Source organism: Streptococcus sp. 'group B', from assembly GCF_002073795.1.
GTDB lineage: Bacteria > Bacillota > Bacilli > Lactobacillales > Streptococcaceae > Streptococcus > Streptococcus agalactiae.
In genome coordinates, this window is sequence record NZ_CP020432.1 from 212,930 (window position 1) to 227,178 (window position 14,249).

Consider the following 14,249-nt stretch of genomic DNA (forward strand, 5'->3'; position numbering starts at 1 on the left):
AAATGCTATCCATTAAACAAGTATAGAAGGTTAGTTACTATAAATAATATTAACTTTTTAAAAATAAAAGAAAAAATGCAAAAATAGTATTGACAGGAAGTAGAAATATTTAGTATAATGAATAAGTTGTCTCGAGAGAGCAGTTTCTAGTAGCGCGTAGTTAACAACTTAAAAAAAGTGGTTGACAAAGCAGAATAAGTTTGCTAAAATATAGAAGTTGTCTCAAGAGAGGCAAAGACCTTTGAAAACTGAACAAGACGAACGAATGTGCAGGGTGGATTTACATTGTAAATCCGTCAATGACAAAAAACAATAAATCTGTCAGCGAGACAGAAAAGAGCAAAGCTCAAACTTTTAATGAGAGTTTGATCCTGGCTCAGGACGAACGCTGGCGGCGTGCCTAATACATGCAAGTAGAACGCTGAGGTTTGGTGTTTACACTAGACTGATGAGTTGCGAACGGGTGAGTAACGCGTAGGTAACCTGCCTCATAGCGGGGGATAACTATTGGAAACGATAGCTAATACCGCATAAGAGTAATTAACACATGTTAGTTATTTAAAAGGAGCAATTGCTTCACTGTGAGATGGACCTGCGTTGTATTAGCTAGTTGGTGAGGTAAAGGCTCACCAAGGCGACGATACATAGCCGACCTGAGAGGGTGATCGGCCACACTGGGACTGAGACACGGCCCAGACTCCTACGGGAGGCAGCAGTAGGGAATCTTCGGCAATGGACGGAAGTCTGACCGAGCAACGCCGCGTGAGTGAAGAAGGTTTTCGGATCGTAAAGCTCTGTTGTTAGAGAAGAACGTTGGTAGGAGTGGAAAATCTACCAAGTGACGGTAACTAACCAGAAAGGGACGGCTAACTACGTGCCAGCAGCCGCGGTAATACGTAGGTCCCGAGCGTTGTCCGGATTTATTGGGCGTAAAGCGAGCGCAGGCGGTTCTTTAAGTCTGAAGTTAAAGGCAGTGGCTTAACCATTGTACGCTTTGGAAACTGGAGGACTTGAGTGCAGAAGGGGAGAGTGGAATTCCATGTGTAGCGGTGAAATGCGTAGATATATGGAGGAACACCGGTGGCGAAAGCGGCTCTCTGGTCTGTAACTGACGCTGAGGCTCGAAAGCGTGGGGAGCAAACAGGATTAGATACCCTGGTAGTCCACGCCGTAAACGATGAGTGCTAGGTGTTAGGCCCTTTCCGGGGCTTAGTGCCGCAGCTAACGCATTAAGCACTCCGCCTGGGGAGTACGACCGCAAGGTTGAAACTCAAAGGAATTGACGGGGGCCCGCACAAGCGGTGGAGCATGTGGTTTAATTCGAAGCAACGCGAAGAACCTTACCAGGTCTTGACATCCTTCTGACCGGCCTAGAGATAGGCTTTCTCTTCGGAGCAGAAGTGACAGGTGGTGCATGGTTGTCGTCAGCTCGTGTCGTGAGATGTTGGGTTAAGTCCCGCAACGAGCGCAACCCCTATTGTTAGTTGCCATCATTAAGTTGGGCACTCTAGCGAGACTGCCGGTAATAAACCGGAGGAAGGTGGGGATGACGTCAAATCATCATGCCCCTTATGACCTGGGCTACACACGTGCTACAATGGTTGGTACAACGAGTCGCAAGCCGGTGACGGCAAGCTAATCTCTTAAAGCCAATCTCAGTTCGGATTGTAGGCTGCAACTCGCCTACATGAAGTCGGAATCGCTAGTAATCGCGGATCAGCACGCCGCGGTGAATACGTTCCCGGGCCTTGTACACACCGCCCGTCACACCACGAGAGTTTGTAACACCCGAAGTCGGTGAGGTAACCTTTTAGGAGCCAGCCGCCTAAGGTGGGATAGATGATTGGGGTGAAGTCGTAACAAGGTAGCCGTATCGGAAGGTGCGGCTGGATCACCTCCTTTCTAAGGATAAGGAAACCTGCCATTTGCGTCTTGTTTAGTTTTGAGAGGTCTTGTGGGGCCTTAGCTCAGCTGGGAGAGCGCCTGCTTTGCACGCAGGAGGTCAGCGGTTCGATCCCGCTAGGCTCCATTGAATCGAAAGGTTCAAATTGTTCATTGAAAATTGAATATCTATATCAAATTCCACGATCTAGAAATAGATTGTAGAAAGTAACAAGAAAATAAACCGAAAACGCTGTGAATATTTAATGAGTTTTCTAGTTTTAAAGAAACTAGTTTAATAAGGTTAAGTTAATAAGGGCGCACGGTGGATGCCTTGGCACTAGAAGCCGAAGAAGGACGTGACTAACGACGAAATGCTTTGGGGAGCTGTAAGTAAGCGCTGATCCAGAGATGTCCGAATGGGGGAACCCACTAGTTAATGACTAGTATCCATATCTGTTAAGGATATGAGAAGGAAGACGCAGTGAACTGAAACATCTAAGTAGCTGCAGGAAGAGAAAGCAAAAGCGATTGCCTTAGTAGCGGCGAGCGAAACGGCAGGAGGGCAAACCGAAGTGTTTACACTTCGGGGTTGTAGGACTGCGATATAGGATTAATCATTATAGAAGAATTACCTGGGAAGGTAAGCCAAAGAGAGTAACAGCCTCGTATTTAAAATGATAGATTAACCTTAGCAGTATCCTGAGTACGGCGAGACACGCGAAATCTCGTCGGAATCTGGGAGGACCATCTCCCAACCCTAAATACTCTCTAGTGACCGATAGTGAACCAGTACCGTGAGGGAAAGGTGAAAAGCACCCCGGGAGGGGAGTGAAATAGAACCTGAAACCGTGTGCCTACAACAAGTTCGAGCCCGTTAATGGGTGAGAGCGTGCCTTTTGTAGAATGAACCGGCGAGTTACGATATGATGCGAGGTTAAGTTGAAGAGACGGAGCCGTAGGGAAACCGAGTCTTAATAGGGCGCCATAGTATCATGTTGTAGACCCGAAACCATGTGACCTACCCATGAGCAGGTTGAAGGTGAGGTAAAACTCACTGGAGGACCGAACCAGGGCACGTTGAAAAGTGCTTGGATGACTTGTGGGTAGCGGAGAAATTCCAAACGAACTTGGAGATAGCTGGTTCTCTCCGAAATAGCTTTAGGGCTAGCGTCGATGTTAAGTCTCTTGGAGGTAGAGCACTGTTTGGGTGAGGGGTCCATCCCGGATTACCAATCTCAGATAAACTCCGAATGCCAACGAGATATAATCGGCAGTCAGACTGCGAGTGCTAAGATCCGTAGTCGAAAGGGAAACAGCCCAGACCACCAGCTAAGGTCCCAAAATATATGTTAAGTGGAAAAGGATGTGGGGTTGCACAGACAACTAGGATGTTAGCTTAGAAGCAGCTATTCATTCAAAGAGTGCGTAATAGCTCACTAGTCGAGTGACCCTGCGCCGAAAATGTACCGGGGCTAAAACATATTACCGAAGCTGTGGATGACACAAAAGTGTCATGGTAGGAGAGCGTTCTATGTGTGAAGAAGGTGTACCGTGAGGAGCGCTGGAACGCATAGAAGTGAGAATGCCGGTATGAGTAGCGCAAGACAGGTGAGAATCCTGTCCACCGTAAGACTAAGGTTTCCAGGGGAAGGCTCGTCCGCCCTGGGTTAGTCGGGACCTAAGGAGAGACCGAAAGGTGTATCCGATGGACAACAGGTTGATATTCCTGTACTAGAGTATATAGTGATGGAGGGACGCAGTAGGCTAACTAAACCAGACGATTGGAAGTGTCTGGTCAAACAGTGAGGTGTGATATGAGTCAAATGCTTATATCTTTAACATTGAGCTGTGACGAGGAGCGAAGTTTAGTAGCGAAGTTAGTGATGTCACACTGCCAAGAAAAGCTTCTAGCGATACATATACTCTACCCGTACCGCAAACCGACACAGGTAGTCGAGGCGAGTAGCCTCAGGTGAGCGAGAGAACTCTCGTTAAGGAACTCGGCAAAATGGCCCCGTAACTTCGGGAGAAGGGGCGCTGATTTTAGATCAGCCGCAGTGAATAGGCCCAAGCAACTGTTTATCAAAAACACAGCTCTCTGCTAAATCGTAAGATGATGTATAGGGGGTGACGCCTGCCCGGTGCTGGAAGGTTAAGAGGAGTGCTTAGCGTAAGCGAAGGTATGAATTGAAGCCCCAGTAAACGGCGGCCGTAACTATAACGGTCCTAAGGTAGCGAAATTCCTTGTCGGGTAAGTTCCGACCCGCACGAAAGGCGTAATGATTTGGGCACTGTCTCAACGAGAGACTCGGTGAAATTTTAGTACCTGTGAAGATGCAGGTTACCCGCGACAGGACGGAAAGACCCCATGGAGCTTTACTGCAGTTTGATATTGAGTATCTGTACCACATGTACAGGATAGGTAGGAGCCTATGATAACGGGACGCCAGTTTCGTTTGAGGCGTTGTTGGGATACTACCCTTGTGTTATGGCTACTCTAACCCAGATAGGCAATCCCTATCGGAGACAGTGTCTGACGGGCAGTTTGACTGGGGCGGTCGCCTCCTAAAAGGTAACGGAGGCGCCCAAAGGTTCCCTCAGACTGGTTGGAAATCAGTCGTAGAGTGTAAAGGTATAAGGGAGCTTGACTGCGAGAGCTACAACTCGAGCAGGGACGAAAGTCGGGCTTAGTGATCCGGTGGTTCCGTATGGAAGGGCCATCGCTCAACGGATAAAAGCTACCCTGGGGATAACAGGCTTATCTCCCCCAAGAGTTCACATCGACGGGGAGGTTTGGCACCTCGATGTCGGCTCGTCGCATCCTGGGGCTGTAGTCGGTCCCAAGGGTTGGGCTGTTCGCCCATTAAAGCGGCACGCGAGCTGGGTTCAGAACGTCGTGAGACAGTTCGGTCCCTATCCGTCGCGGGCGTAGGAAATTTGAGAGGATCTGCTCCTAGTACGAGAGGACCAGAGTGGACTTACCGCTGGTGTACCAGTTGTCTTGCCAAAGGCATCGCTGGGTAGCTATGTAGGGAAGGGATAAGCGCTGAAAGCATCTAAGTGCGAAGCCCACCTCAAGATGAGATTTCCCATGATTTTATATCAGTAAGAGCCCTGAGAGATGATCAGGTAGATAGGTTAGGAGTGTAATTGTGGTGACACATTTAGCGGACTAATACTAATAGCTCGAGGACTTATCCAAAAAGAGATATTGACAACGTTACGGTTTCTTGTTAGACTATAGATATTCAATTTTGAGTGAATAAGACTCAATAGTTAAGTGATAATTGCCTAGGAGATACACCTGTTCTCATGCCGAACACAGAAGTTAAGCCCTAGAACGCCGGAAGTAGTTGGGGGTTGCCCCCTGTGAGATAAGGTAGTCGCTTAGCAAAGGGAGTTTAGCTCAGCTGGGAGAGCATCTGCCTTACAAGCAGAGGGTCAGCGGTTCGATCCCGTTAACTCCCATAGGTCCCGTAGTGTAGCGGTTATCACGTCGCCCTGTCACGGCGAAGATCGCGGGTTCGATTCCCGTCGGGACCGTAGACTCGTTAGCTCAGTTGGTAGAGCAATTGACTTTTAATCAATGGGTCACTGGTTCGAGCCCAGTACGGGTCATTTAGAAATGCGGGTGTGGCGGAATTGGCAGACGCACCAGATTTAGGATCTGGCGCTTAACGGCGTGGGGGTTCAAGTCCCTTCACCCGCATTAGTAGATTGCCGGCTTAGCTCAGTTGGTAGAGCATCTGATTTGTAATCAGAGGGTCGCGTGTTCAAGTCATGTAGCCGGCATTACAATTTTATAGGATAAATAGTGTCTTTAGTGCGAACGTAGTTCAGTGGTAGAACATCACCTTGCCAAGGTGAGGGTCGCGGGTTCGAACCCCGTCGTTCGCTTGTTAGAGGCCGGGGTGGCGGAACTGGCAGACGCACAGGACTTAAAATCCTGCGATGGTAAACATCGTACCGGTTCGATTCCGGTCCTCGGCATATAATATTTAGCACCCTTAGCTCAACTGGATAGAGTACCTGACTACGAATCAGGCGGTTAGAGGTTCGACTCCTCTAGGGTGCATATTTTTCGGGAAGTAGCTCAGCTTGGTAGAGTACTTGGTTTGGGACCAAGGTGTCGCAGGTTCGAATCCTGTCTTCCCGATGGATATATTTTTATGGTATATCATTAGACCTTTGAAAACTGAACAAGACGAACGAATGTGCAGGGTGGATTTACATTGTAAATCCGTCAATGACAAAAAACAATAAATCTGTCAGCGAGACAGAAAAGAGCAAAGCTCAAACTTTTAATGAGAGTTTGATCCTGGCTCAGGACGAACGCTGGCGGCGTGCCTAATACATGCAAGTAGAACGCTGAGGTTTGGTGTTTACACTAGACTGATGAGTTGCGAACGGGTGAGTAACGCGTAGGTAACCTGCCTCATAGCGGGGGATAACTATTGGAAACGATAGCTAATACCGCATAAGAGTAATTAACACATGTTAGTTATTTAAAAGGAGCAATTGCTTCACTGTGAGATGGACCTGCGTTGTATTAGCTAGTTGGTGAGGTAAAGGCTCACCAAGGCGACGATACATAGCCGACCTGAGAGGGTGATCGGCCACACTGGGACTGAGACACGGCCCAGACTCCTACGGGAGGCAGCAGTAGGGAATCTTCGGCAATGGACGGAAGTCTGACCGAGCAACGCCGCGTGAGTGAAGAAGGTTTTCGGATCGTAAAGCTCTGTTGTTAGAGAAGAACGTTGGTAGGAGTGGAAAATCTACCAAGTGACGGTAACTAACCAGAAAGGGACGGCTAACTACGTGCCAGCAGCCGCGGTAATACGTAGGTCCCGAGCGTTGTCCGGATTTATTGGGCGTAAAGCGAGCGCAGGCGGTTCTTTAAGTCTGAAGTTAAAGGCAGTGGCTTAACCATTGTACGCTTTGGAAACTGGAGGACTTGAGTGCAGAAGGGGAGAGTGGAATTCCATGTGTAGCGGTGAAATGCGTAGATATATGGAGGAACACCGGTGGCGAAAGCGGCTCTCTGGTCTGTAACTGACGCTGAGGCTCGAAAGCGTGGGGAGCAAACAGGATTAGATACCCTGGTAGTCCACGCCGTAAACGATGAGTGCTAGGTGTTAGGCCCTTTCCGGGGCTTAGTGCCGCAGCTAACGCATTAAGCACTCCGCCTGGGGAGTACGACCGCAAGGTTGAAACTCAAAGGAATTGACGGGGGCCCGCACAAGCGGTGGAGCATGTGGTTTAATTCGAAGCAACGCGAAGAACCTTACCAGGTCTTGACATCCTTCTGACCGGCCTAGAGATAGGCTTTCTCTTCGGAGCAGAAGTGACAGGTGGTGCATGGTTGTCGTCAGCTCGTGTCGTGAGATGTTGGGTTAAGTCCCGCAACGAGCGCAACCCCTATTGTTAGTTGCCATCATTAAGTTGGGCACTCTAGCGAGACTGCCGGTAATAAACCGGAGGAAGGTGGGGATGACGTCAAATCATCATGCCCCTTATGACCTGGGCTACACACGTGCTACAATGGTTGGTACAACGAGTCGCAAGCCGGTGACGGCAAGCTAATCTCTTAAAGCCAATCTCAGTTCGGATTGTAGGCTGCAACTCGCCTACATGAAGTCGGAATCGCTAGTAATCGCGGATCAGCACGCCGCGGTGAATACGTTCCCGGGCCTTGTACACACCGCCCGTCACACCACGAGAGTTTGTAACACCCGAAGTCGGTGAGGTAACCTTTTAGGAGCCAGCCGCCTAAGGTGGGATAGATGATTGGGGTGAAGTCGTAACAAGGTAGCCGTATCGGAAGGTGCGGCTGGATCACCTCCTTTCTAAGGATAAGGAAACCTGCCATTTGCGTCTTGTTTAGTTTTGAGAGGTCTTGTGGGGCCTTAGCTCAGCTGGGAGAGCGCCTGCTTTGCACGCAGGAGGTCAGCGGTTCGATCCCGCTAGGCTCCATTGAATCGAAAGGTTCAAATTGTTCATTGAAAATTGAATATCTATATCAAATTCCACGATCTAGAAATAGATTGTAGAAAGTAACAAGAAAATAAACCGAAAACGCTGTGAATATTTAATGAGTTTTCTAGTTTTAAAGAAACTAGTTTAATAAGGTTAAGTTAATAAGGGCGCACGGTGGATGCCTTGGCACTAGAAGCCGAAGAAGGACGTGACTAACGACGAAATGCTTTGGGGAGCTGTAAGTAAGCGCTGATCCAGAGATGTCCGAATGGGGGAACCCACTAGTTAATGACTAGTATCCATATCTGTTAAGGATATGAGAAGGAAGACGCAGTGAACTGAAACATCTAAGTAGCTGCAGGAAGAGAAAGCAAAAGCGATTGCCTTAGTAGCGGCGAGCGAAACGGCAGGAGGGCAAACCGAAGTGTTTACACTTCGGGGTTGTAGGACTGCGATATAGGATTAATCATTATAGAAGAATTACCTGGGAAGGTAAGCCAAAGAGAGTAACAGCCTCGTATTTAAAATGATAGATTAACCTTAGCAGTATCCTGAGTACGGCGAGACACGCGAAATCTCGTCGGAATCTGGGAGGACCATCTCCCAACCCTAAATACTCTCTAGTGACCGATAGTGAACCAGTACCGTGAGGGAAAGGTGAAAAGCACCCCGGGAGGGGAGTGAAATAGAACCTGAAACCGTGTGCCTACAACAAGTTCGAGCCCGTTAATGGGTGAGAGCGTGCCTTTTGTAGAATGAACCGGCGAGTTACGATATGATGCGAGGTTAAGTTGAAGAGACGGAGCCGTAGGGAAACCGAGTCTTAATAGGGCGCCATAGTATCATGTTGTAGACCCGAAACCATGTGACCTACCCATGAGCAGGTTGAAGGTGAGGTAAAACTCACTGGAGGACCGAACCAGGGCACGTTGAAAAGTGCTTGGATGACTTGTGGGTAGCGGAGAAATTCCAAACGAACTTGGAGATAGCTGGTTCTCTCCGAAATAGCTTTAGGGCTAGCGTCGATGTTAAGTCTCTTGGAGGTAGAGCACTGTTTGGGTGAGGGGTCCATCCCGGATTACCAATCTCAGATAAACTCCGAATGCCAACGAGATATAATCGGCAGTCAGACTGCGAGTGCTAAGATCCGTAGTCGAAAGGGAAACAGCCCAGACCACCAGCTAAGGTCCCAAAATATATGTTAAGTGGAAAAGGATGTGGGGTTGCACAGACAACTAGGATGTTAGCTTAGAAGCAGCTATTCATTCAAAGAGTGCGTAATAGCTCACTAGTCGAGTGACCCTGCGCCGAAAATGTACCGGGGCTAAAACATATTACCGAAGCTGTGGATGACACAAAAGTGTCATGGTAGGAGAGCGTTCTATGTGTGAAGAAGGTGTACCGTGAGGAGCGCTGGAACGCATAGAAGTGAGAATGCCGGTATGAGTAGCGCAAGACAGGTGAGAATCCTGTCCACCGTAAGACTAAGGTTTCCAGGGGAAGGCTCGTCCGCCCTGGGTTAGTCGGGACCTAAGGAGAGACCGAAAGGTGTATCCGATGGACAACAGGTTGATATTCCTGTACTAGAGTATATAGTGATGGAGGGACGCAGTAGGCTAACTAAACCAGACGATTGGAAGTGTCTGGTCAAACAGTGAGGTGTGATATGAGTCAAATGCTTATATCTTTAACATTGAGCTGTGACGAGGAGCGAAGTTTAGTAGCGAAGTTAGTGATGTCACACTGCCAAGAAAAGCTTCTAGCGATACATATACTCTACCCGTACCGCAAACCGACACAGGTAGTCGAGGCGAGTAGCCTCAGGTGAGCGAGAGAACTCTCGTTAAGGAACTCGGCAAAATGGCCCCGTAACTTCGGGAGAAGGGGCGCTGATTTTAGATCAGCCGCAGTGAATAGGCCCAAGCAACTGTTTATCAAAAACACAGCTCTCTGCTAAATCGTAAGATGATGTATAGGGGGTGACGCCTGCCCGGTGCTGGAAGGTTAAGAGGAGTGCTTAGCGTAAGCGAAGGTATGAATTGAAGCCCCAGTAAACGGCGGCCGTAACTATAACGGTCCTAAGGTAGCGAAATTCCTTGTCGGGTAAGTTCCGACCCGCACGAAAGGCGTAATGATTTGGGCACTGTCTCAACGAGAGACTCGGTGAAATTTTAGTACCTGTGAAGATGCAGGTTACCCGCGACAGGACGGAAAGACCCCATGGAGCTTTACTGCAGTTTGATATTGAGTATCTGTACCACATGTACAGGATAGGTAGGAGCCTATGATAACGGGACGCCAGTTTCGTTTGAGGCGTTGTTGGGATACTACCCTTGTGTTATGGCTACTCTAACCCAGATAGGCAATCCCTATCGGAGACAGTGTCTGACGGGCAGTTTGACTGGGGCGGTCGCCTCCTAAAAGGTAACGGAGGCGCCCAAAGGTTCCCTCAGACTGGTTGGAAATCAGTCGTAGAGTGTAAAGGTATAAGGGAGCTTGACTGCGAGAGCTACAACTCGAGCAGGGACGAAAGTCGGGCTTAGTGATCCGGTGGTTCCGTATGGAAGGGCCATCGCTCAACGGATAAAAGCTACCCTGGGGATAACAGGCTTATCTCCCCCAAGAGTTCACATCGACGGGGAGGTTTGGCACCTCGATGTCGGCTCGTCGCATCCTGGGGCTGTAGTCGGTCCCAAGGGTTGGGCTGTTCGCCCATTAAAGCGGCACGCGAGCTGGGTTCAGAACGTCGTGAGACAGTTCGGTCCCTATCCGTCGCGGGCGTAGGAAATTTGAGAGGATCTGCTCCTAGTACGAGAGGACCAGAGTGGACTTACCGCTGGTGTACCAGTTGTCTTGCCAAAGGCATCGCTGGGTAGCTATGTAGGGAAGGGATAAGCGCTGAAAGCATCTAAGTGCGAAGCCCACCTCAAGATGAGATTTCCCATGATTTTATATCAGTAAGAGCCCTGAGAGATGATCAGGTAGATAGGTTAGGAGTGTAATTGTGGTGACACATTTAGCGGACTAATACTAATAGCTCGAGGACTTATCCAAAAAGAGATATTGACAACGTTACGGTTTCTTGTTAGACTATAGATATTCAATTTTGAGTGAATAAGACTCAATAGTTAAGTGATAATTGCCTAGGAGATACACCTGTTCTCATGCCGAACACAGAAGTTAAGCCCTAGAACGCCGGAAGTAGTTGGGGGTTGCCCCCTGTGAGATAAGGTAGTCGCTTAGCAAAGGGAGTTTAGCTCAGCTGGGAGAGCATCTGCCTTACAAGCAGAGGGTCAGCGGTTCGATCCCGTTAACTCCCATAGGTCCCGTAGTGTAGCGGTTATCACGTCGCCCTGTCACGGCGAAGATCGCGGGTTCGATTCCCGTCGGGACCGTAGACTCGTTAGCTCAGTTGGTAGAGCAATTGACTTTTAATCAATGGGTCACTGGTTCGAGCCCAGTACGGGTCATTTAGAAATGCGGGTGTGGCGGAATTGGCAGACGCACCAGATTTAGGATCTGGCGCTTAACGGCGTGGGGGTTCAAGTCCCTTCACCCGCATTAGTAGATTGCCGGCTTAGCTCAGTTGGTAGAGCATCTGATTTGTAATCAGAGGGTCGCGTGTTCAAGTCATGTAGCCGGCATTACAATTTTATAGGATAAATAGTGTCTTTAGTGCGAACGTAGTTCAGTGGTAGAACATCACCTTGCCAAGGTGAGGGTCGCGGGTTCGAACCCCGTCGTTCGCTTGTTAGAGGCCGGGGTGGCGGAACTGGCAGACGCACAGGACTTAAAATCCTGCGATGGTAAACATCGTACCGGTTCGATTCCGGTCCTCGGCATATAATATTTAGCACCCTTAGCTCAACTGGATAGAGTACCTGACTACGAATCAGGCGGTTAGAGGTTCGACTCCTCTAGGGTGCATATTTTTCGGGAAGTAGCTCAGCTTGGTAGAGTACTTGGTTTGGGACCAAGGTGTCGCAGGTTCGAATCCTGTCTTCCCGATGGATATATTTTTATGGCGGTGTAGCTCAGCTGGCTAGAGCGTCCGGTTCATACCCGGGAGGTCGGGGGTTCGATCCCCTCCGCCGCTATTTATTTTATTGAGACTTTGGACCTTTAGCTCAACTGGTTAGAGCACTCGGCTCATAACCGAGCGGTCGTAGGTTCGAGTCCTACAAGGTCCATATTTTTTGTTATATGGAGGATTACCCAAGTCCGGCTGAAGGGAACGGTCTTGAAAACCGTCAGGCGTGTAAAAGCGTGCGTGGGTTCGAATCCCACATCCTCCTTTAAAGATATCGCGGGATGGAGCAGCTAGGTAGCTCGTCGGGCTCATAACCCGAAGGTCGTAGGTTCAAATCCTGCTCCCGCAATAGGCTCGGTAGCTCAGTTGGTAGAGCAATGGATTGAAGCTCCATGTGTCGGCGGTTCGATTCCGTCTCGCGCCATTTATTATATAAGTTTTTAGCGGGTGTAGTTTAGTGGTAAAACTACAGCCTTCCAAGCTGTTGTCGCGAGTTCGATTCTCGTCACCCGCTTACTTTACATAAAAGTAAAACCAAGCATTTGCTTGGGCGCGTAGCTCAGGTGGTTAGAGCGCACGCCTGATAAGCGTGAGGTCGGTGGTTCGAGTCCACTCGTGCCCATTAATATTAATTTGGAGAATTACTCAAGAGGCTGAAGAGGACGGTTTGCTAAATCGTTAGGTCGGGTAACTGGCGCAAGGGTTCGAATCCCTTATTCTCCGTAAATATTATAATTTTAAGAGTAATTATACTCTTTTTTTATTTCTCTTTTAGTTTCACTATGGAGTAATTATATTGATAGAGTGAATAGAAGAAGGTTATCGTTTTCTAGATTTGATTATGGTTCATTTAGAAATAGTTGATTTCAAATATAAATGTAACAATGACGTAATATAATTTCGTGAATTTTTTGGTAAAATATTTAATGTCTTATCGTAAAGGAGTAGTTTAATAAAAATGAAAAAAAGAATATTATCAGCAGTCCTTGTGAGTGGAGTAACTCTTGGAACTGCTGCCGTAACAGTAAACGCTGATGACTTTGACTCGAAAATTGCTGCTACTGATTCAGTAATCAATACTTTATCAGGGCAACAAGCAGCAGCACAAAACCAGGTGACTGCTATTAAAGGACAAGTTGGTGCTTTAGAGTCTCAACAATCAGAATTAGAAGCGCAAAATGCTCAACTTGAGGCAGTATCTCAGCAGTTAGGTCAAGAGATTCAAACTCTTTCTAATAAAATTGTTGCACGTAACGAATCTTTGAAAAAGCAAGTTCGTAGTGCTCAAAAGGGTAACTTGACTAACTATATTAATACTATTTTAAATTCGAAATCAGTATCTGATGCTGTTAATCGTGTTGTTGCTATTCGTGAGGTTGTTTCAGCTAATGAAAAGATGTTAGCACAACAAGAGGCTGACAAAGCAGCCTTAGAAGCTAAACAAATTGAAAATCAAAATGCTATAAATACTGTAGCAGCTAACAAGCAAGCTATCGAAAATAATAAAGCAGCCTTAGCAACACAAAGAGCACAATTAGAAGCAGCTCAATTAGAGTTATCTGCTCAATTGACTACAGTCCAAAATGAAAAAGCATCTTTAATTCAGGCAAAAGCACAAGCTGAGGAAGCTGCGCGTAAGGCAGCTGAAGCACAAGCAGTAGCTGAAGCGAAAGCACAAGCTGAGTCTGTAGCAAAAGCACAGGCAGCAGCACAAGTTGAGTCTGCCACAGCTCCTACTGAAACAGTTCAAACACAACCGAGAACTGAAATAAAGCCTTCTAATCTTACGGCTACTTCTTCGGCAACTACTGTTGCTAAAACTACAGCTACAGCTACTAATGAGCCAAAAGTTACTCAACCTTCTGTAGTAACTAAAGCAGTTGAAGCACCTAAAGCAGTTGTTTCTTCAACACCTAGAGCGGTATCAAAACCTGTTGTCAGAAGTTATGATTCAAGTAACACATACCCAATGGGACAATGTACTTGGGGAGCTAAGTCAATGGCTTCTTGGGTTGGTAACTATTGGGGAAATGCTAATCAGTGGGGTGCTAGTGCACGTGCAGCTGGTTATTCTGTAGGAACTACCCCTCGTGTTGGTGCAGTAGCTGTTTGGCCATATGATGGTGGTGGTTACGGGCACGTTGCAGTAGTAACGTCAGTGGCTAACAATTCATCTATCCAAGTTATGGAATCAAACTATGCTGGAAATATGAGCATTGGCAATTACCGTGGTTCATTTAACCCTAGTGCTTCTGGCTCTGTTTACTATATTTACCCAAATTAATGAATACTAAGGAGATCTTTCGTGGTCTCCTTTTTGTTTATTAATTAGGTATGGTTTATTTTGGATTGAAAA

General features: G+C 47.7%; 1 protein-coding gene, 28 tRNA genes and 6 rRNA genes. All 35 read left to right on the plus strand.

Annotated elements, in window-relative coordinates; all coding sequences use genetic code 11:
* Positions 1-353: 353 nt before the first annotated feature.
* The 35 genes from A6J68_RS01120 (at position 354) to A6J68_RS01290 (ending at position 14,177) form a co-directional block, all read left to right on the plus strand.
* Positions 354-1,902 (plus strand): 16S ribosomal RNA (locus A6J68_RS01120).
* Between the two features lie 54 nt (positions 1,903-1,956).
* A tRNA-Ala gene (locus A6J68_RS01125) sits at positions 1,957-2,029 on the plus strand.
* 154 nt (positions 2,030-2,183) lie between these two features.
* A 23S ribosomal RNA gene (locus A6J68_RS01130) occupies positions 2,184-5,086 on the plus strand.
* A 74-nt stretch (positions 5,087-5,160) separates the two neighbouring features.
* A 5S ribosomal RNA gene (gene rrf, locus A6J68_RS01135) occupies positions 5,161-5,276 on the plus strand.
* A 3-nt stretch (positions 5,277-5,279) separates the two neighbouring features.
* Positions 5,280-5,352, plus strand: a tRNA-Val gene (locus A6J68_RS01140).
* Positions 5,353-5,354: 2 nt separating this feature from the next.
* Positions 5,355-5,427, plus strand: a tRNA-Asp gene (locus A6J68_RS01145).
* Positions 5,428-5,429: 2 nt separating this feature from the next.
* Positions 5,430-5,502, plus strand: a tRNA-Lys gene (locus A6J68_RS01150).
* Between the two features lie 9 nt (positions 5,503-5,511).
* Positions 5,512-5,593, plus strand: a tRNA-Leu gene (locus tag A6J68_RS01155).
* A 10-nt stretch (positions 5,594-5,603) separates the two neighbouring features.
* Positions 5,604-5,676, plus strand: a tRNA-Thr gene (locus tag A6J68_RS01160).
* Positions 5,677-5,709: 33 nt separating this feature from the next.
* Positions 5,710-5,781 (plus strand) — tRNA-Gly (locus A6J68_RS01165).
* Between the two features lie 8 nt (positions 5,782-5,789).
* A tRNA-Leu gene (locus A6J68_RS01170) sits at positions 5,790-5,874 on the plus strand.
* 11 nt (positions 5,875-5,885) lie between these two features.
* Positions 5,886-5,959 (plus strand) — tRNA-Arg (locus A6J68_RS01175).
* A gap of 7 nt (positions 5,960-5,966) precedes the next feature.
* A tRNA-Pro gene (locus A6J68_RS01180) sits at positions 5,967-6,040 on the plus strand.
* Positions 6,041-6,184: 144 nt separating this feature from the next.
* Positions 6,185-7,733 (plus strand): 16S ribosomal RNA (locus A6J68_RS01185).
* 54 nt (positions 7,734-7,787) lie between these two features.
* Positions 7,788-7,860, plus strand: a tRNA-Ala gene (locus A6J68_RS01190).
* Between the two features lie 154 nt (positions 7,861-8,014).
* Positions 8,015-10,917: ribosomal RNA gene (locus A6J68_RS01195) — 23S ribosomal RNA — on the plus strand.
* A 74-nt stretch (positions 10,918-10,991) separates the two neighbouring features.
* A 5S ribosomal RNA gene (gene rrf / locus A6J68_RS01200) occupies positions 10,992-11,107 on the plus strand.
* The 16S, 23S and 5S rRNA genes sit together here with 28 tRNA genes alongside, the layout of an rRNA operon.
* A gap of 3 nt (positions 11,108-11,110) precedes the next feature.
* A tRNA-Val gene (locus A6J68_RS01205) sits at positions 11,111-11,183 on the plus strand.
* Positions 11,184-11,185: 2 nt separating this feature from the next.
* Positions 11,186-11,258 (plus strand) — tRNA-Asp (locus tag A6J68_RS01210).
* Between the two features lie 2 nt (positions 11,259-11,260).
* Positions 11,261-11,333: transfer RNA gene (locus A6J68_RS01215), tRNA-Lys, on the plus strand.
* A gap of 9 nt (positions 11,334-11,342) precedes the next feature.
* A tRNA-Leu gene (locus tag A6J68_RS01220) sits at positions 11,343-11,424 on the plus strand.
* A gap of 10 nt (positions 11,425-11,434) precedes the next feature.
* Positions 11,435-11,507: transfer RNA gene (locus tag A6J68_RS01225), tRNA-Thr, on the plus strand.
* A gap of 33 nt (positions 11,508-11,540) precedes the next feature.
* Positions 11,541-11,612 (plus strand) — tRNA-Gly (locus A6J68_RS01230).
* Between the two features lie 8 nt (positions 11,613-11,620).
* Positions 11,621-11,705, plus strand: a tRNA-Leu gene (locus tag A6J68_RS01235).
* 11 nt (positions 11,706-11,716) lie between these two features.
* A tRNA-Arg gene (locus tag A6J68_RS01240) sits at positions 11,717-11,790 on the plus strand.
* A 7-nt stretch (positions 11,791-11,797) separates the two neighbouring features.
* Positions 11,798-11,871, plus strand: a tRNA-Pro gene (locus tag A6J68_RS01245).
* A gap of 15 nt (positions 11,872-11,886) precedes the next feature.
* Positions 11,887-11,960: transfer RNA gene (locus A6J68_RS01250), tRNA-Met, on the plus strand.
* 19 nt (positions 11,961-11,979) lie between these two features.
* Positions 11,980-12,053, plus strand: a tRNA-Ile gene (locus tag A6J68_RS01255).
* Between the two features lie 15 nt (positions 12,054-12,068).
* A tRNA-Ser gene (locus A6J68_RS01260) sits at positions 12,069-12,158 on the plus strand.
* Between the two features lie 10 nt (positions 12,159-12,168).
* A tRNA-Met gene (locus A6J68_RS01265) sits at positions 12,169-12,242 on the plus strand.
* A gap of 2 nt (positions 12,243-12,244) precedes the next feature.
* Positions 12,245-12,317 (plus strand) — tRNA-Phe (locus A6J68_RS01270).
* Between the two features lie 19 nt (positions 12,318-12,336).
* A tRNA-Gly gene (locus tag A6J68_RS01275) sits at positions 12,337-12,407 on the plus strand.
* 34 nt (positions 12,408-12,441) lie between these two features.
* Positions 12,442-12,515: transfer RNA gene (locus A6J68_RS01280), tRNA-Ile, on the plus strand.
* 13 nt (positions 12,516-12,528) lie between these two features.
* Positions 12,529-12,616, plus strand: a tRNA-Ser gene (locus tag A6J68_RS01285).
* A gap of 235 nt (positions 12,617-12,851) precedes the next feature.
* Positions 12,852-14,177 carry a CHAP domain-containing protein gene (locus tag A6J68_RS01290; RefSeq protein ID WP_000746088.1) on the plus strand — a complete coding sequence of 442 codons (1,326 nt, stop codon included), beginning with the start codon at positions 12,852-12,854 and terminating at the stop codon, positions 14,175-14,177.
* Positions 14,178-14,249: the final 72 nt, after the last annotated feature.